Origin of the sequence: Paenibacillus sp. FSL K6-1318 (genome assembly GCF_037976905.1) — a bacterium.
Classification (GTDB): Bacteria; Bacillota; Bacilli; order Paenibacillales; family Paenibacillaceae; genus Paenibacillus; species Paenibacillus amylolyticus_A.
The window spans coordinates 3,862,164-3,887,181 of record NZ_CP150270.1; the positions used below are offsets into that span (position 1 = coordinate 3,862,164).

General features: G+C 45.1%; 23 protein-coding genes and 1 riboswitch. Of the genes, 7 read left to right on the forward strand and 16 right to left on the reverse strand.

The features are described from left to right. Positions 1 to 7 precede the first annotated feature (7 nt). Positions 8 to 1,276: a gephyrin-like molybdotransferase Glp gene (glp, locus tag NYE45_RS16900; RefSeq protein WP_340017390.1), complete on the reverse strand. Its 1,269-nt coding sequence runs from the start codon at positions 1,274 to 1,276 to the stop codon at positions 8 to 10. 169 nt (positions 1,277 to 1,445) lie between these two features. Between glp and NYE45_RS16905 the strand changes: the two genes are divergently transcribed. After that, entirely contained in the window at positions 1,446 to 1,736 is a 291-nt protein-coding gene (locus NYE45_RS16905) for an HNH endonuclease (protein ID WP_076331581.1), read from the forward strand. A 113-nt stretch (positions 1,737 to 1,849) separates the two neighbouring features. Here NYE45_RS16905 and NYE45_RS16910 read toward each other — a convergent pair whose 3' ends face one another. The 5 genes from NYE45_RS16910 to NYE45_RS16930 form a co-directional block, all read right to left on the reverse strand. Then, the gene (locus NYE45_RS16910; protein ID WP_340013305.1) at positions 1,850 to 2,596 is read right to left on the reverse strand and encodes a DUF4247 domain-containing protein; all 747 of its coding nucleotides are present in this window, start codon (positions 2,594 to 2,596) and stop codon (positions 1,850 to 1,852) included. An 11-nt stretch (positions 2,597 to 2,607) separates the two neighbouring features. After that, positions 2,608 to 3,114: a DUF4178 domain-containing protein gene (locus tag NYE45_RS16915; RefSeq protein ID WP_340013306.1), complete on the reverse strand. Its 507-nt coding sequence runs from the start codon at positions 3,112 to 3,114 to the stop codon at positions 2,608 to 2,610. 23 nt (positions 3,115 to 3,137) lie between these two features. Continuing rightward, entirely contained in the window at positions 3,138 to 3,539 is a 402-nt protein-coding gene (locus NYE45_RS16920; protein WP_062834857.1) for a DUF350 domain-containing protein, read from the reverse strand. Between the two features lie 95 nt (positions 3,540 to 3,634). Next, the gene (locus tag NYE45_RS16925) at positions 3,635 to 4,306 is read right to left on the reverse strand and encodes a PspA/IM30 family protein (RefSeq protein WP_062834858.1); all 672 of its coding nucleotides are present in this window, start codon (positions 4,304 to 4,306) and stop codon (positions 3,635 to 3,637) included. Positions 4,307 to 4,418: 112 nt separating this feature from the next. Next, positions 4,419 to 4,760, reverse strand: coding sequence for a hypothetical protein (locus NYE45_RS16930; RefSeq protein WP_051447323.1), 342 nt, complete (start codon positions 4,758 to 4,760; stop codon positions 4,419 to 4,421). Between the two features lie 153 nt (positions 4,761 to 4,913). Between NYE45_RS16930 and NYE45_RS16935 the strand changes: the two genes are divergently transcribed. Continuing rightward, the gene (locus tag NYE45_RS16935) at positions 4,914 to 5,705 is read left to right on the forward strand and encodes a polysaccharide deacetylase family protein (RefSeq protein WP_340013308.1); all 792 of its coding nucleotides are present in this window, start codon (positions 4,914 to 4,916) and stop codon (positions 5,703 to 5,705) included. A gap of 104 nt (positions 5,706 to 5,809) precedes the next feature. On the opposite strand, the gene NYE45_RS16940 is transcribed toward NYE45_RS16935, so the two are convergent. The 3 genes from NYE45_RS16940 to NYE45_RS16950 form a co-directional block, all read right to left on the reverse strand. Continuing rightward, complete coding sequence (locus NYE45_RS16940) at positions 5,810 to 6,484, reverse strand: 3D domain-containing protein (protein ID WP_062834860.1); 675 nt, start codon at positions 6,482 to 6,484, stop codon at positions 5,810 to 5,812. 2 nt (positions 6,485 to 6,486) lie between these two features. After that, a riboswitch (cyclic di-AMP (ydaO/yuaA leader) is annotated at positions 6,487 to 6,682 on the reverse strand. A 218-nt stretch (positions 6,683 to 6,900) separates the two neighbouring features. Further along, positions 6,901 to 7,623, reverse strand: coding sequence for an amino acid ABC transporter ATP-binding protein (locus NYE45_RS16945; protein WP_017688094.1), 723 nt, complete (start codon positions 7,621 to 7,623; stop codon positions 6,901 to 6,903). Then, complete coding sequence (locus tag NYE45_RS16950) at positions 7,610 to 9,073, reverse strand: ABC transporter permease subunit (protein WP_340013310.1); 1,464 nt, start codon at positions 9,071 to 9,073, stop codon at positions 7,610 to 7,612. The genes NYE45_RS16945 and NYE45_RS16950 overlap by 14 nt, the downstream gene beginning before the upstream one ends. A gap of 183 nt (positions 9,074 to 9,256) precedes the next feature. Here NYE45_RS16950 and NYE45_RS16955 point away from each other — a divergent pair, with 183 nt between their 5' ends. After that, a complete protein-coding gene (locus NYE45_RS16955; RefSeq protein WP_340013312.1) occupies positions 9,257 to 10,432 on the forward strand; it encodes a M20 family metallopeptidase in 1,176 nt (391 codons plus the stop codon). Between the two features lie 236 nt (positions 10,433 to 10,668). Beyond that, the gene (locus NYE45_RS16960) at positions 10,669 to 12,450 is read left to right on the forward strand and encodes an alpha-glycosidase (protein ID WP_340013313.1); all 1,782 of its coding nucleotides are present in this window, start codon (positions 10,669 to 10,671) and stop codon (positions 12,448 to 12,450) included. A gap of 122 nt (positions 12,451 to 12,572) precedes the next feature. Here the strand turns inward: NYE45_RS16960 and glgA are convergent, their stop codons facing one another. Together glgA and glgB are read right to left on the reverse strand one after the other, a co-directional pair. Further along, a complete protein-coding gene (gene glgA, locus NYE45_RS16965) occupies positions 12,573 to 14,015 on the reverse strand; it encodes a glycogen synthase GlgA (RefSeq protein WP_340013314.1) in 1,443 nt (480 codons plus the stop codon). Continuing rightward, the gene (gene glgB, locus NYE45_RS16970) at positions 14,012 to 16,018 is read right to left on the reverse strand and encodes a 1,4-alpha-glucan branching protein GlgB (protein ID WP_340013316.1); all 2,007 of its coding nucleotides are present in this window, start codon (positions 16,016 to 16,018) and stop codon (positions 14,012 to 14,014) included. Before glgB ends, glgA begins: the two co-directional genes overlap by 4 nt. Before the next feature lie 193 nt (positions 16,019 to 16,211). On the opposite strand from glgB, the gene NYE45_RS16975 reads away from it, so the two are divergent. Beyond that, on the forward strand, positions 16,212 to 17,438 hold the full coding sequence (locus tag NYE45_RS16975; RefSeq protein WP_340013317.1) for a glucose-1-phosphate adenylyltransferase: 1,227 nt from the start codon (positions 16,212 to 16,214) through the stop codon (positions 17,436 to 17,438). A 100-nt stretch (positions 17,439 to 17,538) separates the two neighbouring features. Here the strand turns inward: NYE45_RS16975 and NYE45_RS16980 are convergent, their stop codons facing one another. The 5 genes from NYE45_RS16980 to NYE45_RS17000 form a co-directional block, all read right to left on the reverse strand. Beyond that, a complete protein-coding gene (locus tag NYE45_RS16980) occupies positions 17,539 to 19,041 on the reverse strand; it encodes a HAMP domain-containing sensor histidine kinase (protein WP_340013319.1) in 1,503 nt (500 codons plus the stop codon). After that, on the reverse strand, positions 19,038 to 19,736 hold the full coding sequence (locus NYE45_RS16985; RefSeq protein ID WP_017688086.1) for a response regulator transcription factor: 699 nt from the start codon (positions 19,734 to 19,736) through the stop codon (positions 19,038 to 19,040). Before NYE45_RS16985 ends, NYE45_RS16980 begins: the two co-directional genes overlap by 4 nt. After that, positions 19,729 to 21,054, reverse strand: coding sequence for a hypothetical protein (locus tag NYE45_RS16990; RefSeq protein WP_153028202.1), 1,326 nt, complete (start codon positions 21,052 to 21,054; stop codon positions 19,729 to 19,731). The genes NYE45_RS16985 and NYE45_RS16990 overlap by 8 nt, the downstream gene beginning before the upstream one ends. Positions 21,055 to 21,070: 16 nt before the next feature. Next, entirely contained in the window at positions 21,071 to 21,796 is a 726-nt protein-coding gene (locus NYE45_RS16995) for an ATP-binding cassette domain-containing protein (RefSeq protein ID WP_062834868.1), read from the reverse strand. A gap of 83 nt (positions 21,797 to 21,879) precedes the next feature. Further along, positions 21,880 to 23,070, reverse strand: a complete 1,191-nt coding sequence (locus NYE45_RS17000) for an MFS transporter (protein WP_340013321.1) — start codon at positions 23,068 to 23,070, stop codon at positions 21,880 to 21,882. A 208-nt stretch (positions 23,071 to 23,278) separates the two neighbouring features. Between NYE45_RS17000 and NYE45_RS17005 the strand changes: the two genes are divergently transcribed. Both NYE45_RS17005 and NYE45_RS17010 read left to right on the forward strand, forming a co-directional pair. Then, positions 23,279 to 24,199: a helix-turn-helix domain-containing protein gene (locus tag NYE45_RS17005; protein ID WP_340013322.1), complete on the forward strand. Its 921-nt coding sequence runs from the start codon at positions 23,279 to 23,281 to the stop codon at positions 24,197 to 24,199. 49 nt (positions 24,200 to 24,248) lie between these two features. Then, the gene (locus NYE45_RS17010; RefSeq protein ID WP_076331569.1) at positions 24,249 to 25,013 is read left to right on the forward strand and encodes an HAD family hydrolase; all 765 of its coding nucleotides are present in this window, start codon (positions 24,249 to 24,251) and stop codon (positions 25,011 to 25,013) included. The last annotated feature ends 5 nt before the right edge of the window (positions 25,014 to 25,018 follow it).

Here is a 25,018-nt window from a genome sequence, read left to right on the forward strand (position 1 = left end):
CTATTAACTACCTCACATGACCTGTGGGCAGTTTGAGGATGCGCACTTGCTCACCCGCAGGAATGCCTTTTTTCTCAGGAGGAATAACAATCAGACAATCACTGTCTTTAATCGTAATCATCACGCTGGATTCATCTACACGGGCAGCAGCGGGTATAGCGTAAACCATTCCGTTGCGGATTTCCGTGCGTCCTCGTACGAATCGTGTAAAATTGTTTACTTTGCTGTACTCTTCTTCCAAGATCGCGGTCCATTCTTCCAAGTAAGGATGAGCATCGGCTTGCATGGAACGAATGGTAGGACGAACAAATAGACCAAAACCCACAAAACAAGCACCCGGGTTACCCGAAAGTGCAAAAAGCAATTTGTCTTTGTACACAGCAGCTGTGGTTACACTGCCTGGTCGCATCGTCACTTTGTTAAACAACATCTCTACATGTTCTTCCAACACAAGTTCACCCATAATATCATAATCCCCGACGGATACACCGCCTGTGGTCACCACAATATCATTATCTTGAATGGCTTCTTCAAGTTTGGCCCTTGCTGTATTCACATCGTCTGCAATGGAACCATACATCACCGGCTCTCCTCCCGCTTCAACGACCAGAGAACGCAGCATATAACTGTTGCTGTTCCGTATCCGACCTGGTTGCAGCGGCTCATCTACATCAAGCAATTCCGTGCCTGTGGCGAATATCGCAACCTTAGGACGTTGAAATACGGGAACTTCTGCAATGCCAAAAGTCGCCAACACCGACTGCTCTCCTGCCCTGATGATCGTTCCTGCTTCAAGCAGTTGCTGACCCTCCTGAACTTCCAGTCCGATTGGTGTGATGTTAGCACCCGGCAATATGTGTCGTTTTAATGCAATCCACTGTTCTCCATTCTCTTCCTTGCTCTCAGTCATCTCCATCATGACTACCGCATCCGCACCTTCTGGAACCTGTGCACCGGTCATGATGCGAGCAGTTGTACCTGAAACAATGGTATGGTCCGAGGTATAACCGCAAGGAATTTCATCAATTACCCGAAACCAGATTTGATGATTACTCGTTGCATCTATGGTATCTGTACTTATAATGGCGAATCCATCCATACCCGATCTCCGGAAGAACGGATACGGATGAGGTGCCTGAATATTCTCTGCAAGTGTACGTCCATGGGCAGACTCAAGGTTAACTTTCTCTATAGAGCCTGAAGTAACTCGTGCTGCTACTTTGGCTTGGGCATCCGGTACCTGTACAGCTGTACGGTGGAACTTGGCAGTTGTCATGTCATATGAATGTGAGTTTAGTTTCAAAAGTATTCTTACCTCCTAAAGACATATCATCGTTTAAGAAAGTGTAGCCCGAATGCTTTAAGATGACAAGTACATCGCTCATATCCAACATGAAAGCAAGCGTATATGCCCATAATACAAATGACAAAGGGAGGCGATCATCATGAGTGAACGATGTGAATTATGCGGAAGAGAACCTGTGGACACAACCATTCATCATCTGACTCCCAAAGAAATGGGAGGAGCATTTCTGCCTACAGCCAACCTGTGCATCCCCTGTCATAAACAGATCCATTCTTTATATACCAATCGGGACATTGTGACTCTTGGTCTTACCGACCTGCCGTCTTTGAGACAGGATGAACGAATGATGCCATTTATCCGCTGGATTCGCAAACAGCCTGCTTCAACAATTCCCCGCGTACGCAAATCCAATCATGTTCGCAAGTCGTAAAGCAAAAAGAACAGCTCCAAGGTAAACGCGGATAGAGATAAATCCGTCATACCTTTTCGCTGTTCTTTTTGGATTGGACTATATGTTGGGCAGCCAAGCTTATGATTAAATCATTATCTACGCCTCATAATTCGACCGCCGCCAACTCTGGTTTTCGGTTTTTTGTAGGATTTCTTTGGTGAATCAAACAACCCGCCCAGACCACCATTGCTTTTGTTGCGATCAATGGTTCCCTTGCTCTGATCCTTATTGCGGTTGAATAATCCTCCGCCAGATCCCACGCTTGAATCTTTGTCGCTTCCGCGCCTCGTGATTGTACCTTTTCGATCCACAGTAATGGGTGGAGCAACTTTCTTGTCATTACTTGTTGGTGTACGGTAAGATCCTGCACTCGGTTTATACGTATCTTTATTGGTGTATCCCCGATAATTCCCATTGCCCCGTCCACCAAAAGAATCGAACAGATTACCAATTAATGTTGCGGTCAGGTAACCTTGTAAAAAAGATGAATCGTAGTTCTGCCGAACATACTCCTTTGAGTCCACCTCAACCAAGGTATCCTCCGGCTTGTTCGGATCTTGTTGCAGATGATAATACTCGTCCTGATACACCAGGAACATACGCTCCGTGTTCTCTGCCGAGATCTGATCCGGTTGCCGTTGGTCAGACAATTCCTGAGCCACTTCCGGAACCGTACGGTCCGAAGCCCGGTACACATAGGACGTTGAGTTACCACTGCCATTAACCGATTCAAGCGGATATGTGTCCTGAACAGAAGGTGCTCCGCACGCGGACAACAGAGACATCACAAGGCTGAGGACCAGCATTAATTTTAATCCATGTGCCAAGCGTTTTTTCATTGGAACCTCTCCTAGCTCGAACGAATCACTTTGATATCCGCAGGAATAATGGATTCACCCTCATACAGTGTAAACCTTCTGTCTTGCCACTCCACGCGAAGAAGCATATTATCATCCGACTGATACTGCCATACCAATTGTTCTCCAGCCTGGCCGTACGGCGTTCTGCCTGCCGTAGACACCATGCCACCATATTCTTCCTCCAGATGATATGCGCGTCCATCCAGATCCAGCAATGTAGGCACCTCATCAGGTGCATCTAGTCTGCCATCAATTGGTGTATATAAGGCATAACGGGTGATTTCCCGTTCTTCGATATGCAAATAGCGAAATGCGGTACCATCCTGCAGCGTAAGCACAACGGCATTTCGAGCGCGATTTTGTACCCGACCAACGACTTCATAAGTGACCAGAGAAACCTCACAGATATCACCAGGTGCAAGCTGAAGCATGGTTTTCTCAGCCTGCGGTGGTTCAGGTTTCGTTAGTATTCCTTTAATTCGTTTCCATACACTCATGAGAATTACTCCTGTTCCTTATCTTATAAACAAGCTGCAATAATCAGTGCGCCCACGATATGTAAAGCGCCAGAGAACAAGCCGTATCCTGTCTTTCCTTGCTGAATTCCGGTATCCAGATCCAGATTGGCCCATTTGCGAATCATAAAGTGTACGACACTCTCCAGAATCAATAAAATGATAAAGGATACCACGGAAACCAGCAATGCTTCTCCCAGATGACCAGCCGTCGAAATGGACGTAGCGAGTACATACCCTTGTGCAAATAATTTCATCACCATACGTGTGGTAACAGCCATATTGCCAGCCTTAACTTCAGCAAAATCCTTATATTTCGTGAACAGTGAATCTACATACATCAAGACAAACAGCAAAACCGAACCAGATACTGTCCAAACCAGCATCGCCAAAATGTTCAAATCCATTTACACAGCCCCCACATATCAACATGAACCGCATTTAAAAGCGAAGGAGAAACGCTCTTCTCCTCCGCTGGTTAACCCTGCTGACAACCAAGGTGTTAGTTCTTATTATCGTACTGTTTCATCAATGCTGCGAGTTCGTCTTCAACAGCCTGATCTTTGCCCAACTTCTCAAACTCTTCGTCCAAAGACTTACCTTTGGAAGACATTTCGTTGCTTGCTTCAGCTTGAGCTTCCATTTGCATCATTTTCTCTTCCATACGTTTCATGCCGGCACTTGCCGTATCGGAACCAAACCCATTCAACGCTTTGTTGATTTCCGTTTGCGCTTTTGCTGCGTTATAACGGGCTACCAATGTCTCACGTTTGTTCTTCATTTGAGTCAATTGCTTACGCATCTCGTCGAGCTTGCCACGCAGGTTATCTGCAGAAGCCTTGTTCTGATCATAGCTGGTTTTGTACTCAGCCATCTTCTCTTCAGCAGCCTTTTTCTCTTCCAAAGCCCGACGAGCCAGATCCAGATTCTGAGCACGTGCTGCCGTATGCGCCTGCTCTTCACGTTTCTTCACAAGCGCTTCCTGCTCTTCGAATAGCTGTTTGAATTTCTTCTCTATGGCGATCTGTGCGGCTACTGCTTTCTCTGCATCTTCCAGATCCTCTTGCATGTCACGGATATATTGGTCGGTCATCTTGATTGGATCTTCCGCCTTGTCAATAATGGCGTTGATGTTAGACATTGTTAAATCACGCAATCGTTTGAAAATGGACATTATGTTATTCCTCCTAGTCGATATTACATCGTATATAAACATACATACGTAACAATCTACAACTCGTTTCAATTTTAGCAAATAAAATCAAAACATGCGATTGTTCTTCATGTTAGGAAGATCGTTTATCCTTGTTCAGATGATCCTCCATCAGCCTCTCTGCAGTCTGCACGATTTCGTCGATCTGCATCCGTGTAATGGAATCAAAATGAATACCCATGATCACCGTAACGGTTACTTTCAGCTGCAGGGCAGCCTTTCGGGCAAGCCGCTCACACAACTCTTGTTCCTTATGACCCGGAATATGTACCGTCGTCCCGCTTACGCGCTCATGATCCACATAGAACGTGGCTACGGCACCAATATGCGCCTTTCCTCCGGTAACGAGAAAAACCTTATCTTCTCCTGCTTCAATTACCTGTAAACGTATGGATTTCAAATCATATGTACTCATACCCATCCACCTATCCTTTTCTATATGTTATATATGGAGGAATTATGGCTCTCATGAGCTAAAACGGCAATGAAACTTCTCACACTGCGCATAATTTATGGAACCCCCGGGCATACCAAAGAGAACGTCATTTTGGAAAAGGAGGCCGTTATTATGCGCGTACGCCTCATTATGCTGATGGTTATCGTTATTTTTCTCGGAGGATATCATGCTCCAGTTTCATCGCGGGATGCTTCAAGCCCGCCAAGTGAATCAGTATCAGGTTCAGATTCCGCGGAAGAAGAACAACTGACATTGGGACAGTTACGTCAAAAATATGCGGATACGTTCAAAACGAATGGTCCATCAACGAAGCAGGTTGCCCTGACTTTTGATGATGTGCCCGATCCACGTTTTACTCCACAGGTATTGGATGTATTGAAGAAATATAAGGTCAGAGCTACATTCTTTATCGTCGGTAGTCGTGCTGAGAAACACCCGGATCTGGTAAAACGCATCGTTAAGGAAGGGCATATTGTTGGTAATCACAGCTACAATCATCCGGAATTCAGTAAGCTGTCGATGAATGCCTTTCGCAAACAAATTTTACATACCGGAGATATCATTCACCATCTGGCAGGGTATACGCCGAAGATGATTCGGCCACCATACGGAGACATTAATGAAGAACAGCTGCAATGGGCTGCCAGACAACACTATAGCATTGTGAACTGGAATGTTGATTCACTGGACTGGAAAGGCCTTTCCAAGAAAGAGGTGAAGGATAACATCCTATCTGCCGTGAAACCTGGCTCCATCGTTCTGCAACATGCAGGAGGAGGTGTGGGATCGAACCTGAACGGCACAATTGAGGCTTTGCCTGAAATTATCGAGGAACTGCGTAATCGGGGGTATGAACTAGTCACCTTGGACGAGATGTTGGGGTTGCCAAAGGCCAACGATTAAGATGTCCATTATAAAAAATGTTGATGATGATAAAAGGGTGCCTGTTCAATCGCAAGTAGCGATTGGCAGACACCCTGTTTGAATTATTAAATGTAATTTACTTTCTACTTCAGAATATACAGCTCGATATCCTGGAAACCAAATGTGCTTACGGACTGTTTGCTACCAGGGATAAAGATATCAATCCGGTGACCCTTGATTGCACCGCCCACATCACGTGCTGTAGCTACAAAAGCCTGTTTTGGCAATCCCGGATGGCTGTGACCGGTTACCAGTACTTTGGTTCCGAGTGGAATCACACTTGGATCAACTGCGATCGTGCCCAGTTCAAGATCATTACCGAAGTAATCCACAGCACCCCATCCTCCATTTTCGGACGGATCTGCAGAGTATGCCGTTGCTTTCACATTCACTGCTTTACTGTAATCGAACGTTTTTCCCCAGGCTTGAACAACTTTGTTATCTGCATTAACGTCCAAGCTTGCTGTTGTAACCGTCTTCGCTTGAGTCTTGCTCTCCGTAGCCGCAGCAGCTGCTACATTGTTTGCCTTACCGGGAATCGTAATTTTTAAACCACCATAAATATTGTAAGGCGAAATGTCGTTGTTTGCTTTAACCAACGTGTTGAGTGCTACTCCATACTGTTTCGATAAGGTGTAGAAGGTATCCCCTTCTTTGGCCACATGAACTGAATCTGCGTGAGCCGGAACGGCTTGAATAAGCATTGCTGTTGTCAATAATGCTACTGCTGTTTTGGCTATACGTTTCTTGTTAATCATGGTCTTCCTCCCTCATTATGCCTGCGAAGTTAGTTGTCGGATTCGGATGAGGAGCCACCCTATAGGTTCTTCGTTACATGTGAAACGTTATGTACCCCTAATTCACCCCAAGCAGTGTGCCGTAGATCTTCCCCCTGCACGATCTGCATCGTTACATCCCCCGCACTCCCTGTCCGGAAGTTTCGGCAGAGTTCAATATATCACAATTTTGTAACCTGAACTTGTAGTAATTCTTACCATATGGTTTTTAGCATGTCATCAACTGTAAGAATACTGGATAATTCAGAAAAGCTGGGTGATCCGATCCCTTTATATTAGGTAACAAAAAAGTTACTTTTCAAATCAATAAATGATTATTGCGCACAAAAAAATAGCGTTACCGACTCGATGTCAGTAACGCTATTAAATCATTTCATTTAGAGTACTTTAGCAAGAAAATCACGTGTACGTGAATTTTTTGGTGCTCCAAACACCTCATCAGGTGTTCCTTCTTCTACGATGACCCCGCCATCCATGAACAGGATCCGATCTCCCACTTCACGTGCAAAACCCATCTCATGCGTCACGATGACCATCGTCATCCCGCCTTCTGCAAGACGTTTCATGACATCCAGCACTTCGCCGACCATCTCGGGGTCCAGTGCCGAAGTAGGCTCGTCAAACAGCATTACATGCGGTTGCATGGCCAATGCTCTTGCAATGGCGATCCGCTGCTTCTGTCCACCGGACAGCTGGTTCGGGAATGTATCTTTTTTATCGTACAAGCCCACAGTGTTTAACAAATCAGCAGCGATTTTCTCCGCTTCCTGCGTGGATTGCTTTTTCACTTTAATCGGGGCAATCGTAATGTTTTGCTGTACCGTTTTGTGTGGGAACAGGTTGAAATGCTGGAACACCATACCCATCTTCTCACGAGTCGCATTGATGTTGTGCTTCGGATCGGTGATTGACACGCCTTCAAAATCAATCTCACCCGAGGTAGGCTGTTCCAGCAGGTTCAGACAACGTAAGAACGTACTTTTACCCGAACCGGAAGGACCGATAACCACGACAACTTCACCTTTTCCAATCGTCACGTTAATGCCCTTAAGTACATCGTTATTTCCATAAGATTTGTGTAATTGTCTAACGTCTATCACTTGCACTCAACTTCCTTTCCAGTCGTCCCAGCAGCTTGGACAAAATGAACGTCATTACAAAGTAGATGGCTGCTGCAATCAAAAATGGACTCAAGCCTTGATACGTAATGTTTTTGACTACACTTGCCTGATACATAATATCCACCATACCGATAACGGAGATAATGGAGGATTCTTTGATAATAGTTATAAATTCATTACCGATCGCTGGTAATACAGCTTTGAAGGCTTGTGGCAATATAATGTAACGCATTGCTGCACCTCTGCCCATTCCGAGGGAACGCGCTGCCTCCAACTGACCACGATCCACACCTTGGATACCTGCACGGAAAATCTCCGCCAGATAGGCACCACTATTGATTGAAAGTGTAATGATACCTGCCTGAAGTGCAGTGAAGTTAATGCCAAAGCTCAGGGAAAAACCATAGTAAATAATCATCAATTGTACCAGCATCGGTGTGCCACGGATCACTTCAACGTAAGCAGTACCGATCCAGCGCAAGATTGCAGCGTCATGCAAACGGAATAAACAGATGATCAATCCAATAATTACCCCGAAGATAACGCCAAGTGCAGACAACAGAAGTGTGTATCCTACTCCTGTAGCATAGAAACTTTTGTACTCCCAGAATACTTGGAAAATATTTTGTGATTTGTTCACTTTATCCGCCATCAAGAGGCTGGCGTCCGTCACCATCTGATTGATTTTATCTTCACTTTTCAATCGTTCCAGTGTTCCATTTACTGCAGCTAGCAGCTCGGTATTCCCTTTACGAATCCCGATTGCCGCTTCTGCTTGCTCTTCGTCCGGAACAGCAGCAGCAAGTCCAATGATATCGTCCAGATAACCTGCAGCAACGGTATCTTCAACGATTGCCGCGTCAATGCGTTTTGTTTGCAGTTGAAGCACGATATCCGAGATTTTATCCAGCGCAGTAAGTTTCGCTCCTGGAATACTCTGTCCGATCGTTTCCTGAATGGAGCCTTTCTGAACGCCAATCTTCGCATTTTCAAGTTCTGCCATGGTTGGATATTTGTCTTTATCCGCATTGCGAACCATAATCACTTGTTTTGATTTATAATAGGTGTCGGAAAAATCGATACTTTTCTTCCGCTCATCCGTCGGCGTCATACCTGAAATTACCAGATCAACACGCCCGCTCTGCAATGAAGGCAGAAGACCGTCGAAGCCCATATCCTCAATCACAAGCTCAGCGCCAAGATCTTTGGCAATCTCTTTGGCGATCTCAATATCGAAACCGACGATTTCATCTTTGCCATTAATCACTTTATGGAATTCGTATGGTGCAAAATCGGCACTTGTACCGAGCACTAGCTTTTTACTGCTTGAATTATCTGTAGTTCCACTTGCAAGTGCCACAGGAGCGGCAGTCGTCAGCAGAATAACAAAGGTCAACAGCATCATGGTGTAACGACTAATCAATTTCAACCTTTTTCTCTCCCCTTACAATACATTGTATGCTTCTCATGTTGATGACTGAGTCATTATAAAGTACAATGCATGATTATGCAATGCATTTTGACAATACAAATCTTGACTTGTTTCTGAAAAAATAAAGCAAACATGATATAATCAATGAATTATTTTCATTTTTGCATAAGGAGTTTACTAATGACATCTAACAAATCACTGATCCTGACGGTTATTGATCAATATGCTTCCCGTTTTAAAGCCATTTCATCATATATTGGGGCCAACCCCGAACTGGGAAATGAAGAGTATCTCGCTTCTGCCCGTTTGAAAGAAGAACTGGTCTTCCACGGTTTCACGGTAGAAGCTCCCATTCTCGGACTGGACACAGCTTTTATCGGAACCTATTCGGCCACCAAACCCGGCCCTACTATCGCATTACTGTGTGAGTATGACGCTTTGCCGGAGATCGGTCACGCCTGTGGTCACCATCTAATCTGCATGATGAGTCTTGGAGCTGCTGTTGGGCTGAAATCCATTCTGGATGAAGTAGGTGGAACCCTTAAAGTGTTCGGTACCCCCGCTGAAGAGACACGTGGTGCTAAAGTTCCGATGGCGGAAGCAGGTTTGTTCGATGACTGCGATGTCGCTCTCATGGCGCACCCGTATTATGCCTACGAAAAGTCCGGCAGCTCACTGGCTATTGATGCTGTTCAATTTGAATTCCATGGCCGCTCTTCACATGCTGCTGCAAGTCCGCACGAAGGCATTAATGCACTTGATGCTGTCATTCAAACGTTCAACGGGATCAACGCATTCCGACAACAAGTGAAAAGCACCGTTCGAATTCATGGTGTTATTAACAACGGCGGTCAGGCGGCAAACATCATTCCTGACTACGCTTCAGCCCAATTTTATGTACGTGCAGCAACCCGAAAAGAACTGAATATCCTCACGGAGCGTGTAATTCAGATTGCTGAAGGATCTGCTCTACAGACAGGTTGCAAGCTGGTGACGTCCAACTATGAAACGTCCTATGACGAGATGGTCACCAATGAAGCATTCTCAGCTGCGTTTAGTCAAAATCTGATCGAACTCGGCATCCCGCAAGAAGAAATTGTGAGTGGTAACGATCATGGCTCCATGGACATCGGTAACGTTTCCCTAAAATGTCCTGCCATCCATCCCTACATCCGTGTTGTGGATGAGGTGCATACACTGCACTCCATAGCCTTCCGTGATCTTGCACTCCAAGAACGTGCGCTGGACGGCATGATTCTGGGAGCCAAGGCACTCGCTACAACAGCCTACGACGTTCTGAGCCAGCCGGAGCTGCTTCAATCCATCCGTACAGAGTTCGAGCAAGCTATTCGGTAAGACTCGCTTCAACATGCTATATAGGGTGCCTTGAACAAACTTGAAATCCAAGCTTGTTCAAGGCACCCTTTTCTTGATTTAGCAGTAAGTATATTCAGCAAGAAGCTGGAGATGCTGTGAAAGAAACCCTTGAAAATACTGAAAATAATACATTTTATTACAGGAATTATGGTTCATTTGCTGGCTAACTTGGTTATTTATAGCTATAACTTATCCTATACTCAGGAGGTGCTGTCATGCTGCTCGAAGCCATGTATCATGTTCCTCGTGACAAATGGGCCTATGCCTATGATTCGTCTACCATACATCTACGCGTTCGAACCAAACGAAATGATGTTCAATACGTGACTGCACTGACCGGAGATAAGTACAATTGGAATGGAACTTACAAGGAAATTCAACTGGAGAAGGCTGCTGCCGATAGCATGTTTGATTATTGGGAGGCTGCGGTCAAACCTCAATTCAAACGTCTCACCTATATATTTCGGATAACCGCCGGTTCGGAAGATGTTTTCCTCGCGGATAACGGCATTCATTATGAGGCCCCTTATCCAACCGGAGGATATTATGAGTTCTCTTATATACATGAGATTGATGTGTTTAAGGTGCCCGAGTGGGCCAAAGAAGCCGTCTTTTACCAGATCATGACCGAACGGTTTGCCAATGGAGATCCCAAGCTGAATCCGCAAGGAACCCATGACTGGGGTGGCAAACCTGAACTGGACAATTATTTTGGTGGAGATCTGCAAGGTGTGCTGGATCATCTGTATGACTTGACTGAACTTGGCGTGAACGCTATTTACTTTACCCCGTTATTCCAGGCCAATTCCTACCACAAATACGACACCATTGACTATAAAAAAGTCGACCCCCATTTCGGTGATAACGCCATGCTCAAACAAGTGACTGAAGAATGTCATCGCCTGGGTATCCGCGTCATGTTGGATGCGGTGTTTAACCACTGCAGCGAAGACTTCCCTCCTTTTCAAGACGTACTCAGACATGGAAAAAACTCAACGTATGCCGATTGGTTCCACATCAATGAATATCCGGTTCAGATCAAGGACGGTATACCTACCTACGATACGTTTGGTTTCTATGGCAACATGCCCAAGTTCAATACAGCCAACCCAGAGGTTAAGGCATATCTACTCGATGTGGCTGAGTATTGGATCAAGGAAATCAAGCTGGACGGCTGGCGGCTGGATGTAGCGAATGAAGTGGACAACCATTTCTGGCGTGATTTTCGCAAGGTTGTGAAGGCAGCGAATCCCGAAGCCTATATTGTTGGTGAAGTATGGAGCGATTCCTTGACCTGGCTTATGGGGGATCAATTTGATTCCGTCATGAATTATCCTTTTGCCGACAAAGTGCTTCAGTTCTTCTGTGGATCAATGGATGGTTATCATTTTGCCAACGAGATGGGTTCATTAATTATGCGATACCCACAACAAACGAATGAGGTCATCTTCAATATGCTGTGCAGCCATGATACCCCTCGCCTGCTCACCCGGTTAGGGGAAGACAAACGCCGATTAAAGTTATCGGTTGTATTTCTTTTCACCTATATCGGTACACCTTGTATCTTCTACGGCGACGAAGTTGGGATTAGCGGTGATGCTGACCCGGATTGTCGAAAATGCATGGAATGGGACCCGGCCAAACAAGACAGAGAACTTTATGATTTTTATCGTCTGATGATCGATTTACGCAAAAGCAATGAAGCCCTGCGCAAAGGACGCTTCCGATTCCTCAAGGCTGATCATAATGACCCCTGTATCGTGTACGAGCGTGTGGATGACAACCTTCACTTTACCGTATGGATGAACAATACACCTCAAGATCGTACGCTCTCACATCCCATGGAGACGAAAGACTGGAAAGATGCATTAACTGAAGAGCCTGTATCCCCAACCGATGGATTAATGAATATTAAGCTCGACCCCTATGGGTACCGCATTTTGTACAGACAGCTTGATCCAGCAACGATCCATTTTAACCATTCAGTCCAAGCATAATCATGTCAAAAGAAAAACACTTCTACCGTCTCAGATGAAAGACATTCATTCTGAACTTTGGAAGTGTTTTTTGGCGTGAGAAAAAGCCACAGCATCATATGCTGTGACTCATCAAGACTACATCACTTTACAGGTTCGAGTGTAATTCGACGATAAATATCCATATATTCCTCAGCTGACACGTTCCAGCTATATTCTCCGCCCATTGCATTCTTCACAATTTTCTTCCAGTGTTCCGGCTGTTTGTAAATCTCCTCAGCACGCCGAATGGTATTCATCATGTCATGTGCGTTAAAGCTCGTGAACGAGAAGCCATTCCCTTCTCCAGTAAACTCGTTATATGCCTGCACGGTATCATTCAGACCACCTGTTTCCCTTACGAGAGGCACACTGCCATAACGCAGAGCCAGTAGCTGACTAATACCACATGGCTCGAACCTTGATGGCATCAGGAAGATATCACTGCCTGCATAGAAACGGCGGGATAACCCATCGTTGAATTTAATCTGGGCAGACATTTTAAGCGGATAACGATTCGCAGCTTCACGGAACCAGTGTTCATACGCCTGCTCCCCTGTTCCCAGTACCGCAAATTGAATGTCATCATAGTACAACAATTCATCCAGGATGCGGCAGACCAGATCAAGCCCCTTGGAGTCCACGAGCCTTGTGACCATGACCATGAGAGGTACATCCGGTCGAACAGGAAGCCCAAGTTCTTTTTGAAGCTCGATTTTATTCTCCGTTTTCTTGGACAGACTTGTTCTGTATTTCATAGGAATTTTGGTGTCTGTCGCCGGGTTGTAGCTCTTGGTATCAATTCCATTCACAATCCCGCTGAAACGATCTCCAAGAGAACTAAGCAGTCCGTCCAGGCCATATCCGTAATAAGACGTTTGCACTTCCTGTGCGTATGTTGGGCTCACCGTTGTCACATGGTCAGCGTACACAATACCAGCTTTCAGGAAATTGACATTACCGTAATATTCGGCTCCATCCACGGTGAAATATCGATCGTCCAATTCAAGGATTTCACTGAATAACTCATGTGGGAATACCCCTTGGTACAACAAGTTATGTATGGTGAACACCGTACGAATATCACTGTAGAATGGATCGCGTCTGTAATGGGCTTCAAGCACCAAAGGAATCATTCCTGCATGCCAGTCATGACTGTGCAACACGTCAGGCTTGAACTCAATCTGTGGTAATACTTCAAGAACTGCACGGTTGAAGAAGGCGAAGCGCTCGCCATCATCCATATACCCGTACACTCCGTCACGCCCAAAATAATACTCATTATCCACAAAGTAAACTGGAATTCCATCATGAACCAGCATTTCTATTCCACAATAGGGTCTGCGCCAGCCAAGGGGCACATCCGTTGTGATGACTGGCTGCAATGCGTCTTTATATTCATCGGGGATTCCCTTGTATTTAGGCATAATCACCCGCACGTCTGCTCCGCTCTTCTTCAATGCGAACGGGAGAGCACCGATTACGTCAGCGAGGCCTCCTGTTTTAATAAATGGATGTACTTCAGCAGCAGCAAATAGAATATTCATGCCTTCGTCCTCCTCTTCGGTTTCAGCGTGTTGTTTTCACTTTTATTTTTCGTTTTTGAACTGACGGAAGTAATACTCGCAGGCGATTCATCCGTTTTCCGGCGCGTGTTCTTTTTTAGTATCACGATGCTCAGCGGAGGTAAAACCAATTCGAGACTATGCGGATGCCCATGAAAAGGAATCTTTTCGGTAGGCAGTTGCATATCATTAATTATGCCTGAACCGCCGTAAACGGAATGGTCACTGTTCAGAACTTCGGTATACATACCGGGACGCATGACACCAATCCGGTAACGCTCCCGCTTGACCGGCTGAAAGTTAATGAGCACAAGGAGTGTATCCGCAGGTTTTTTTCCTTTGCGTACATATGAAATGACACTCTGGTCCTGATCATCCGGAGTGATCCATTCATAACCGTCCAAGGAATGATCAAGCTCCCACAAAGCTTTTTCGCTCAAGTACAGGTTAGACAGCTCACGCTCAAACTTATGCAAATTGCGGTGACTGTCATAATCCAGCAAGAACCAATCCAGTTGATCCTCATCTTTCCATTCGATGAACTGGCCAAAGTCTCCCCCCATAAACAACAGCTTTTTCCCTGGGAAAGTCATAAAATAGCCCAGAAAAGCACGCATGCCGGCAAATTTCTGCTCATAGGTTCCTGGCATCTTGTCGAGGAGCGACTTTTTGCCATGAACAACTTCGTCATGTGACAGAGGTAGCACATAATTTTCAGCAAAGGAGTATACGACCGGGAAAGTCAGCAAATGATGTTTGGAAGGACGCTCATGAAAATCAGATTCCATGTAATCAAGCGTATCGTTCATCCAGCCCATGTTCCATTTGTAGTTGAAACCCAGACCACCCTCATCTACAGGTAGCGTCACCATTGGCCATGCACTGGATTCTTCAGCCATCATCAATGCATAAGGGAAATACTTGAATACCGTCTCATTCAGCTGCTGCAAAAAGGCTACAGCTTCCTTGTTCTCAAGACCCCCTTCATCATTGGTACGGTATTGTCCTGGTTGCTTTTCAAAATCAAGCCGAAGCATACTCGTAACCGCATCAACACGGAGTCCGTCAAAATGATACATCTCCATCCAATACAATGCATTGGAGATCAGAAAGGAACGAATTTCAGGTTTCGAGTAATCAAAGCTGAGTGTACCCCAGCCTGGCTTCTCCGCTAACATCGGGTCTGCATATTCATATAAAGGTGTTCCATCGAACATACGCAACCCATGAGCATCTTTGGCAAAATGTGCAGGCACCCAATCCAGGAGTACGCCTATTCCAGCCTGATGCAGTGTATCCACAAGATACATCAGATCTTTTGGGTGCCCGTAACGGCTCGTTGGCGCGTAAAACCCTGTGTTCTGGTATCCCCACGAAAGGTCATAGGGATGCTCACTGAGAGGCATCATCTCAACATGTGTATATTTCATTTCTAATAAGTAAGGAACGAGCAAGTCCGCCATCTCGCGATAACTATAGAGGCTACCATCTTCTTTGCGCTTCCAGGTTCCCATATGCATTTCGTAAATATGTAGAGGTTTGTTATACATGGCACGTTGTTTTCGTCTCCAGGCTCCATCATTCCATTTGTAACCTTCGATTGAACTGGTGACAGAGGCTGTCTGAGGTCGAACCTCCGCTTGAAACGCATAAGGGTCCGCTTTGAGCAATTCTGTTCCATCTTCCGTTAATATACGGAACTTGTATAAAGTTCCTTCACTGATTTCCGGAAAAAAACGACTCCAAAATCCTGATTCGGGTATCTTATATAAAGGTTCCTGTTCGCCTTTCCAATCATTACGGTCCAGAGCCAGTCCCACTTCTGCGGCATTTGGTGCCCATACGGTAAAGCGATACCCCTGACGGCCATCGCAAGTCTCAGGCTGTGCGCCTAACATTCGATAACTGTGATGAAGGTTACCTTCATGAAATAAATAAATATGCTCCGGCAATATGTCCGGGTGTGCTAACGGTTGAATGGCCAAGAGATCACCTTCTTCTCAAGAAAATAGATATAACAGTAACCATTACCCCATTCTAGCCAAGTTGAAAAGAAAAATGCGGTGCATTAGAAAATGTTGTATTTTTTCTGAATTTTTACAGTAACAACAGTTTCATTTGCTCTACTTTGCGTTAATGATGTACTACACTGCACAATATTTTGGGAGGGAAACGATTATGTTTAATAAAGATTGCATCGCTATGCTGTTGGCGGGAGGAGAAGGGAAACGATTAGCCCCTTTAACCTCAAGTATCGCAAAACCCGCTGTACCGTTTGGCGGGCACTACCGAATCATCGATTTTCCTCTCAGTAACTGCGTTAACTCAGGGATCGACACTGTAGGTGTACTAACGCAGTATCAAGCGGAATCATTACATGATCATATCGGTGGAGGAGAACCATGGGGACATGGTAACTCAAGTGAGGCAGGAATCTCCTTGCTTCCATCTTATCATACAGGAAATGACGAATACTTGGGAACGGCGGATGCTATTTATAAAAATATCGACTATATTGACCAACAAAACCCCGAAAATGTTCTAATTTTGTCGGGTGACCATATTTATCATATGAATTATCGCGAAATGTTGGAGGCTCATCAAGCCAATAATGCCGCAGCAACGATTTCAGTGATGGAAGTTCCATGGGATGAAGCACATCGCTTTGGGATCATGGCTGCCGATGCTAATCTGCGTGTAACCGAATTTGCCGAGAAACCGGCTGAACCAAAAAGTAATCTGGCTTCAATGGGTATTTACATGTTCAAATGGGAGTATCTGAAACGCCATCTCTTGGAAGATGCTGCTAACCCTGAATCCAGCCATGACTTCGGTAAAGATGTGATTCCTCAGATGTTGAACGAAAATAATCCCCTCTTTGTCTATAACTTTAATGGTTATTGGAAAGATGTAGGCACGGTTAAGAGCCTTTGGGATGCACATATGGATCTGTTACACAACGATGAAGACTGGAGTCTTCAAAAAGAAAACTGGCCAATGTTCACTCGCGACTGGCGTTCTAAGCCAAGTGCATACAAGGCAAGACATACGAAGATTGAACATGTGACTTCCATGATTCATGACTCTTGTGCTATTGAAGGTCATGCCGAACGTTCTGTAATCTTCTGCGGTGCTGAAGTGGGTAAAGGCTCTGAGGTTAAAGACAGTGTCGTTATGCCTAACGCACGCGTAGGCCGTGGCGTTCACATCGAACGCGCCATCATTGGTGAAGGTGCGATTATCAAAGACGGTGCAATTGTGAAGGGTACGGCGGATGAAATTGTTGTCGTTGGGCCTAACGAGATTGTCTCTGCCAAGCCGGCTGTCCGCACACAACCTGTTCGTATCTTGAAAGAAGTATATGAAAAAAGTGGGCGCCTGCGTGCTGGTGAACTTTCTTCATAAATTAACATAATACACAAAAAAGGTGAGCCTTTGATGGCTCACCTTTTTTGTGTGGATTTTGACCGAATCCATTTCATAAATCACTAAAATGGATTCAATCTTAAGAATTTTTTAGATTATCTAATTTCACATCGCTTGCTGTTCGCTCTTGTGTGACTTCAGCATCACCAGACTGGGTGACAGACTCCTCTGTCCCCATCTCCTCAGCCACAGCGGGTAATGTAATCGTAACGGTTGTCCCCGATCCGAGTTCACTCTGCATCGTGATGGTTCCCTCATGCAGTTCCACCAGTTCCTGCGTAATCGCAAGTCCCAGTCCCGTTCCCCCATTTTGATGATTGACCTGGAAGAAGCGGTCCCGCACTTTGATGAGGTGTTCCTCACTGATTCCGATGCCTGTGTCCTGAACAGCTGCAATAATCTGTCCATTCTCCTCTTTGACGGACAAAAAGATCCAGGAATTTTCATGTGAGAATTTGATTGCATTATCCACAACGTTCAGGAAGACTTGTTTCAGTCTGTTGCCGTCTCCATGGACATTATAAGCACGAGTCTCATCCGTTTCCAACTTGAGATGAACCTGTTTTTGTTCCGCTTTGGCCCAGACATTCAACATCGTTTCCTGTACAATTTCACGAATGTTGACGGTTCCTTTGACCAGCTTCATCTGGTTCTGCTGCAATTTGGAGAAATCCAGCATCTCTTCAACAAGTCCAATCAGTCGTTCGGTTTCCTTGGAAATGATCCCCATCCCAATTCGGGTTTCTTCCGGATCATAACCGCCTGAGTCCAGTGTCTCACTCCAACCCTTGATACTGGTTAGAGGTGTTCTTAATTCATGTGAGATCGAAGAGATAAAATCATCCTTGATCTGATTACTGCGCACGATTTCATGTGCCATGAAGTTAAGCGTTGATGCCAGTTCGCCCAGTTCGTGCTTATAGTTTCCTTTAACCCTGACATCGAGCCTTCCCCTGGCCATTTGAGCAGATACTGCAGTGATGTTATTGATTGGACGCACAATGGAATTCGCCATACCAATACTGATAATTAAGACAATCGCAAGCACGGCAACACCGACCGCAGCGGCTAGCAATCCCATATTTAGCAGCTTGGAGTTTACATCCTCGAGTGATGTCAGATATCGAATTACATAAGTATTTTCGCCGCCCAGATCAAACTTGTGTGAAACGGCCATGACGGATTCTCCAGTACCTGGTTGTCTTCCAATCCAGCGTCCCATGTCCCCGTTCAAAGCCTGCATAATATCACTGGTTTGCAACACAGCACGGTCAGATTCAAAAGCAGTCGAACTCGCCAATACGCGCCCGTTCAGATCCAATATTTCCAATTCAGTATTGGACAATGCCAAATTCACAATCAGTCTGGACAGATTATTTCCGTCCTCCGTAGTATTCTCACGAGCGATCGGCTCGAAAAAGTCCTTTGAATTAGAAATGTGGGTACTAATCGTATTGTAGATACTTTCATAATAATACCTTTGTACTGCCAACATAAATACGAATTCGACCAACAGCAGAGCAAGAAAAACTACAAAGAAATAGTGTAGTACGATCTGCCGTGTAATGCCTTTTTTAATCATTGCTCCCGGCCCTTCCATTTGTACCCGTGACCCCATACAGTCTGCAGGTATTCGGGCTCGGAAGGATTGTTCTCAATTTTTTGACGGAGACGACGAATGTTTACATCCACAATTTTGGGATCACCCATGTACTCTTTGCCCCATACATGATCTAACAACACATCACGGCTGAGTGGTGTATTTTCTTTTTCCAGGAAAAACTGAATCAAGGAAAACTCCGTTGGAGTTAACTCAATGGCTTCATTCTGTTTTTTGAACTGTTTCGAGATCAGATCCAGTGAAAATGGTCCGGACTGGAACGTAACCTTAGCCGCAGTTTCCCGGTGCACGTTCACACGACGTAACAAAGACTGAATACGCGCAATCAGCTCTGTTGGGCTGAAAGGCTTGCTTACGTGATCATCTGCACCAACGGAGAGTGCGTATACTTTATCCTGTTCCTGCACTTTGGCAGTCAAGAAGATGATACCAAGACGCTCATTGGTTTCACGTATGCGTCGACAGACCTCAAATCCATCAATACCAGGTACCATGACATCCAGCAGAGCCAGATCAATATCAGGTACCGTTTGCAGTATGCGAAGCGCTTCATGGCCGTCACCCGCTTCAAGCACTTCGAATCCGTTTCTCTTTAGATTAATCACTATAAAACTGCGGATGGATTCTTCATCCTCAAGAATAAGTACTTTACTCATTAAGTTCTCCCTTTCTATTCAGCTGAGAAGTATTACTCAGTGCATCTTTACCCGCCTCTGATTGTGCTACTCGTGAAGCAATAACCCGATCTTTGGTGCGCGTAATTTCCTTCCAGCTTTTACCCTTCTCTTGTTCCCACTTGGAAAGGGTGAAATATTTGATCTCTGCCACGGTTTCGTCCGTATCAATCATTTTAAATCGAATATATTTTTCCTTTTCCGATTTGGTATCAATAGTGATTTTACCGTACCACTCTGGCTTGAGGTTTAGATGAAATAAATCGGCATCATCCCGGAATTGGAATGAGACAAATTTCTTGCCGTCTTTACCATCCCATTGATAATAAGTATAGAACCACAACCGAGAGTCAAAAACGTAATGCTCCCAACCCTTTGGAGTCTCTTTGAGTCCAAACTCAATAATACCATCATTATCAACATCACCGCTTAAAATTTTGTCATCTCTATATGTTTGATCCGGTGATTTGAAAGCATTGACTAACTTGTTATCCTTAACATACATAATTTGTGAGAAGGAACTCCGATCATCAAGCTCTGCATCCAGTACAATGCCCATTTGTCCTTCTGCGATTTCTCCGCCTAGAGCATTATAAACTTCTTTAACGGTATAATCGGTCTGCACCCGATCAACTTCCTTGAAGCTTCCATCTTCGTACTGGTATAAAGCAATCGTTGCAAAGCCACTGTTGTTCAGCGAAATGATAACAAAATCACTCTTGCCATCTCCACTCAGATCCAGCGTATTTCCCTGCGCATCATCAATGATATATTGATTATACGGAACTCCACCTAGAACCTGTTCGAGTGCCCCGCCCTTGTACGAATAGGCAGTCAAAGCTTTTTGCTCCTGTAAACTAACCCCAAGTATAATATCGGGATTACCATCATTCGTAATATCCAATACTTTAAAGGATTGCAGCTCATTTCCCGGCACGTCAAATGTAAGCTTTTTAACCCATGTGCCCCCCTGCTCTTCCAAAATCATGCCATGGATTCGCACATTCTCATTCGGCGTCTCATAAAAAACAATCGCTTCCCGAGTCCCATCCCCATTCAGGTCTTCCACTCGAATCATACTGGTATTATTCATGTCCTTAGGACGAATCAACGTGCTCTCTGGCGGCAGTTTAACTTGAACCACGTTGTACAGTTTTTCCTTATCTGTGGACATCATTGGTTTTCTCATCAAACCCTTGGGGTCACTTATGACTGTACATCCGCTTAGAACAGAACCAAGCATAATCGCCATCGTTCCTGCTGCAATGAAGCGTCCCCACCGTGAATTAAACAATCTCATCACTCTTTTCAATAGTTTAAATCTGGTTTTTTTCTTGCTGTGTCAGTCTGCGTCCACGAATATCAAAAGCAATCTTGCCGTCTGCCAATCCCCAGATCCGTGTGGCATGTTTCTCAGCAAGTTCAATAGGCAGTACTGCAATAACTGTTGCACGTTCTTCTTCACATAATTTGCGCAGCGTTTCCAGCACGGAATCTGCTGTGTGAGGGTCAAGACCAATCACAGGTTCATCGGCCAGAACCACTTTGGCACCATGAGCAAGCGCTCTTGCAATGGCAACACGTTGCTTCTCACCACCACTCAGCTTCTCTGCAATCTGATGTGCTTTATCGAGTAATCCCAAGTTTTCGAGATAATCCATCGCACCCATATAATCATCGGAACGTACCATACCGGTTACCATTCTCCATACGGGAGTCTGACCCGATCGTCCGATTAATACATTTTTAAGAGCCGTACGTCTAGGAAATAATTCTGGATTTTGTTCCAAGTATGCCCATTCCCGTTTGATTTTCCGTTTTCCGGACCAGCCTTCTTTCAAAATCTCGGCACCGTCCACCGTAAACCGGCCGGAATCCCATTTCTCCATCATGGCCAAACATTTGAGCAACATGCTTTTCCCACTACCGCTTGAGCCAACTACAGCAATCATCTCACCTTGTTGCATATCAAATCGAATATCCCGTAGAACGGGAACGCGGTCCACGCCAACGGATTTACTCAAGTTCTCTACTCTGATCATCGCGATGTCTCCTCTTGTCCATGTTTTTCCCTACCACTAGTGTACTCGGAAATGGACATCAATTTCCATGCGAACACCAGCTTCTATTTTAACACAGATTCGAACTCAGGTTTACGACGAAATAATATGCCTGCCGCGCCGAAAAGAAGGTACATGATTCCCAGCAACGTGAACATGCTTCCCGGTGAAATCCAGTTGATCATCTGACCGCCCAGATTCGGTCCAATAATGCTTCCAATCGTGAAATGAAAGGACGCCACGACGTTGGCTGCAGGCAGCAACACTTTAGGCAGGATATCTGCAGCATAGGCAAGGCCCAGTGAGAAAAATGAACCGACCAGGCCACCTGCGATCGTCAACAATACAAGCGTCCACCAAAAATGCGTACCTGCGACTGGAACCAGCATGAAGATCATTCCCCCGCTGATGCCCGCAAACATTAATACTTTCTTTCGCCCATATCGGTCACTCAACATACCCAGAGGCAATTGAAGGAACAAACCTCCAATTCCGATAAAAGGAAGCAACGAAGAAATCTGATTGGTGTCGAATCCAATACGCAAGCCGTATACGGGGAAGTTACTATTCATACCGGCCTCCATATATCCGTATAAAAGTGCCGGTAACAGTGCATACCAAGCCCATGCCAGACTACGACGGAAGCGGCGTTCGGGCAGTTGGCCATGTTCTGCTTTTTCCGGCTTCGTATCCGGAAGCTTCATTAATACCAGTAAAAGAACTGCGGCAATACATACGAATAACACCCAGAAAGGCACAGCATCACCGAATCCAAGCAATTTGATGCCCAGTGGACCAATGCTGAATCCCAGACCATAGGACATGCCATATAGCGATATGTAGCGTCCACGCTTTTCAGGTGCAGTGACAAGCAGCACCCAGAGCTGAGCCGCATAATGAAGTGCGCTGTCTCCTATTCCAACGACCAGACGCAAAATGAACCATATTTTAATATCTGGTAAGTACGGAAACAATATTAAAGGGACCATGACCAATATCAGGCCACCTACAATCAGCTTTTTGAACCCTAGTGCTCCCAATAGTCGCTCCGCAACTAGAGTCATGGCAAAAGAGCCAATGTACAGCGCGGCGGCGTTTAATCCGTTTAAACCTGGCGAAACCCCTTTTTGCTCCAAAAAAATCGAAAGCACAGGTAGCAGAAGCCCCTGACTAATTCCCGCTACCACAATAACCGTAATCAAAATAAGATAATTGGCTGTCGAGTGTGATAGTTTGGGACGAGTAATCGATGACACGAATTCATTCCTCCTGCGAGCACACAAAGAAAAATCGCCATCGCTGACGACTTTCGTATGGTATACATATGGTTTTAAACTGCTATTCATGGATCGGGGCTTTGCCCCGGACTTGAACATTATAGTGGACAACGCCCTGCAAAACAAGCCATAATAGTACTTAAGTCGCTGCGTACATTTAGATGTGACGGGAGGATTCTGCAACATTATGGCTTATCATGTTAAAATTGATGTTTCACCGATATATGAAATGCTCAACAGCTTTCTAGTTTATGTCACGAAAAAATGGATTCAGCATCTGGATATTGGTCCTGAATGGATTCTGGAAGTGGAAGGCAAACTAAGTTCCAATGTTCGAGCTGCGCTCGCACCTGCTGCCACTTGGCCTTTTGATGATTTTGATGTCTTGTTTGCATGGGCAGCATATCAAAATGATACATCGGAGAATCGTGATTTTCTGGACATGCTTGCCGGAATGACAGCGGAAGACCTGTATGCACGGGTCTCTCCCCTCTTGCCCGCTCTTACAATAGAAGAATCTACGCGCATTCGGAACAGTTATGTCCCATTATTGCGACTATGGGATCAACACTACTGTCAGAATATGAGTGAAGATCAGCGCGTATGGCTGGAAGAAGATGCCGAAGAAAAACGCATTTTGCTTGATAAAATGGGACCTGAACTTCTTATTGAATATGCTACAGCCGGCGTTCTTGTTGAACCGATGCCTGGACTGAACGAAGTCATCCTTTTCCCAACGGTGCACAATCGTCCTATTAATATGTACTGCTTCTATGAGGGTATGATGATCATGCAGTATCCCGTAGATGCACCTGAAGAGAATGAAGACCAGCCGCCAACATGTCTTTTACGTTTCACCCATGCACTGGCTGATCCTGAAAGACTTCGACTGCTTCGTTACGTATCGGATGAACCCAAATCTCTTGCTGAGATGTGTGAAGCATTGGGTAAAGACGAAGACACGGTCAAAGACCAGGTGATGGCGCTTCGTATCGCAGGCCTGCTACGCACTCATCTGCTCGGAAGTAACCGTAAAGAGAAATACAGTATTCGGCCAGATGGCGTATCTGAATTGAATATGTTCCTGGAATCCTATATTCGCATATAATTTAGTTGAACCATTGTGGAGTTGCTGGCTACAAGGAGTGAGTTAGATCATGAAAATAATGAAACAACATATTTTGTTTGACCTTGATGATACACTCGTATATTGCAACAAGTATTTCAACCTGATTTTGGGGGAATTCTTCGAAAATATGCAGGAGTGGTTTGATGGACATTCTCTGACAACGCAAGAGATTCGCGAAAAACAGCTGGAGATCGATGTCACAGGAGTGAACAAACTTGGCTTTGCAAGTCATCATTTTCCGCAATCCCTGATTGATACCTATCGGTATTTCTCAGGCAAGTTCTCCAGATTAACTTCTCCCAGAGAAGAGTCCTATCTGAGCAAGTTGGGCATGAGTGTGTACGATCAGGAGGTTGAACCCTACCCTCATATGGTTGAAACGCTTGAGAACCTCAAAGGTGCTGGACATTCCCTCTACTTATATACGGGCGGCGAAACCGTGATCCAACAGCGCAAGATTGATCAGATGAAACTCTCGGCTTATTTTGATGATCGGATCTATATCCGGCAACACAAAAACATCGAGGCACTGGAAGGCATTCTGTCTAACGGTCCATTTGATCGCCGTGCAACATGGATGATTGGCAACTCTCTTCGGACAGATATTATGCCTGCCGTAAAAGCCGGAATTCACAGCATATATATCAAACAGCCAAATGAATGGCAGTACAACATCGTAGAACTTCAACCTAATCCGGAAACGTCGATGTATACCATCACTGCACTGGAAGAGGTCCCGAAAGTTATACACGAAAATATACAACAGCAGCAACAGAAAAGGACCCTTGGTTAAGGGTC

What these genes read in the sequence shown, in the direction of transcription:
- glp (WP_340017390.1), bottom strand. Translation starts at nt 1,276, where the DNA reads ATGACAACTGCCAAGTTCCACCGTACAGCTGTACAGGTACCGGATGCC.
- NYE45_RS16905 (WP_076331581.1), top strand. Translation starts at nt 1,446, where the DNA reads ATGAGTGAACGATGTGAATTATGCGGAAGAGAACCTGTGGACACAACC.
- NYE45_RS16910 (WP_340013305.1), bottom strand. Translation starts at nt 2,596, where the DNA reads ATGAAAAAACGCTTGGCACATGGATTAAAATTAATGCTGGTCCTCAGC.
- NYE45_RS16915 (WP_340013306.1), bottom strand. Translation starts at nt 3,114, where the DNA reads ATGAGTGTATGGAAACGAATTAAAGGAATACTAACGAAACCTGAACCA.
- NYE45_RS16920 (WP_062834857.1), bottom strand. Translation starts at nt 3,539, where the DNA reads ATGGATTTGAACATTTTGGCGATGCTGGTTTGGACAGTATCTGGTTCG.
- NYE45_RS16925 (WP_062834858.1), bottom strand. Translation starts at nt 4,306, where the DNA reads ATGTCCATTTTCAAACGATTGCGTGATTTAACAATGTCTAACATCAAC.
- NYE45_RS16930 (WP_051447323.1), bottom strand. Translation starts at nt 4,760, where the DNA reads ATGAGTACATATGATTTGAAATCCATACGTTTACAGGTAATTGAAGCA.
- NYE45_RS16935 (WP_340013308.1), top strand. Translation starts at nt 4,914, where the DNA reads ATGCGCGTACGCCTCATTATGCTGATGGTTATCGTTATTTTTCTCGGA.
- NYE45_RS16940 (WP_062834860.1), bottom strand. Translation starts at nt 6,484, where the DNA reads ATGATTAACAAGAAACGTATAGCCAAAACAGCAGTAGCATTATTGACA.
- NYE45_RS16955 (WP_340013312.1), top strand. Translation starts at nt 9,257, where the DNA reads ATGACATCTAACAAATCACTGATCCTGACGGTTATTGATCAATATGCT.
- NYE45_RS16960 (WP_340013313.1), top strand. Translation starts at nt 10,669, where the DNA reads ATGCTGCTCGAAGCCATGTATCATGTTCCTCGTGACAAATGGGCCTAT.
- glgA (WP_340013314.1), bottom strand. Translation starts at nt 14,015, where the DNA reads ATGAATATTCTATTTGCTGCTGCTGAAGTACATCCATTTATTAAAACA.
- NYE45_RS16975 (WP_340013317.1), top strand. Translation starts at nt 16,212, where the DNA reads ATGTTTAATAAAGATTGCATCGCTATGCTGTTGGCGGGAGGAGAAGGG.
- NYE45_RS16980 (WP_340013319.1), bottom strand. Translation starts at nt 19,041, where the DNA reads ATGATTAAAAAAGGCATTACACGGCAGATCGTACTACACTATTTCTTT.
- NYE45_RS16985 (WP_017688086.1), bottom strand. Translation starts at nt 19,736, where the DNA reads ATGAGTAAAGTACTTATTCTTGAGGATGAAGAATCCATCCGCAGTTTT.
- NYE45_RS16990 (WP_153028202.1), bottom strand. Translation starts at nt 21,054, where the DNA reads ATGAGATTGTTTAATTCACGGTGGGGACGCTTCATTGCAGCAGGAACG.
- NYE45_RS16995 (WP_062834868.1), bottom strand. Translation starts at nt 21,796, where the DNA reads ATGATCAGAGTAGAGAACTTGAGTAAATCCGTTGGCGTGGACCGCGTT.
- NYE45_RS17005 (WP_340013322.1), top strand. Translation starts at nt 23,279, where the DNA reads ATGGCTTATCATGTTAAAATTGATGTTTCACCGATATATGAAATGCTC.
- NYE45_RS17010 (WP_076331569.1), top strand. Translation starts at nt 24,249, where the DNA reads ATGAAAATAATGAAACAACATATTTTGTTTGACCTTGATGATACACTC.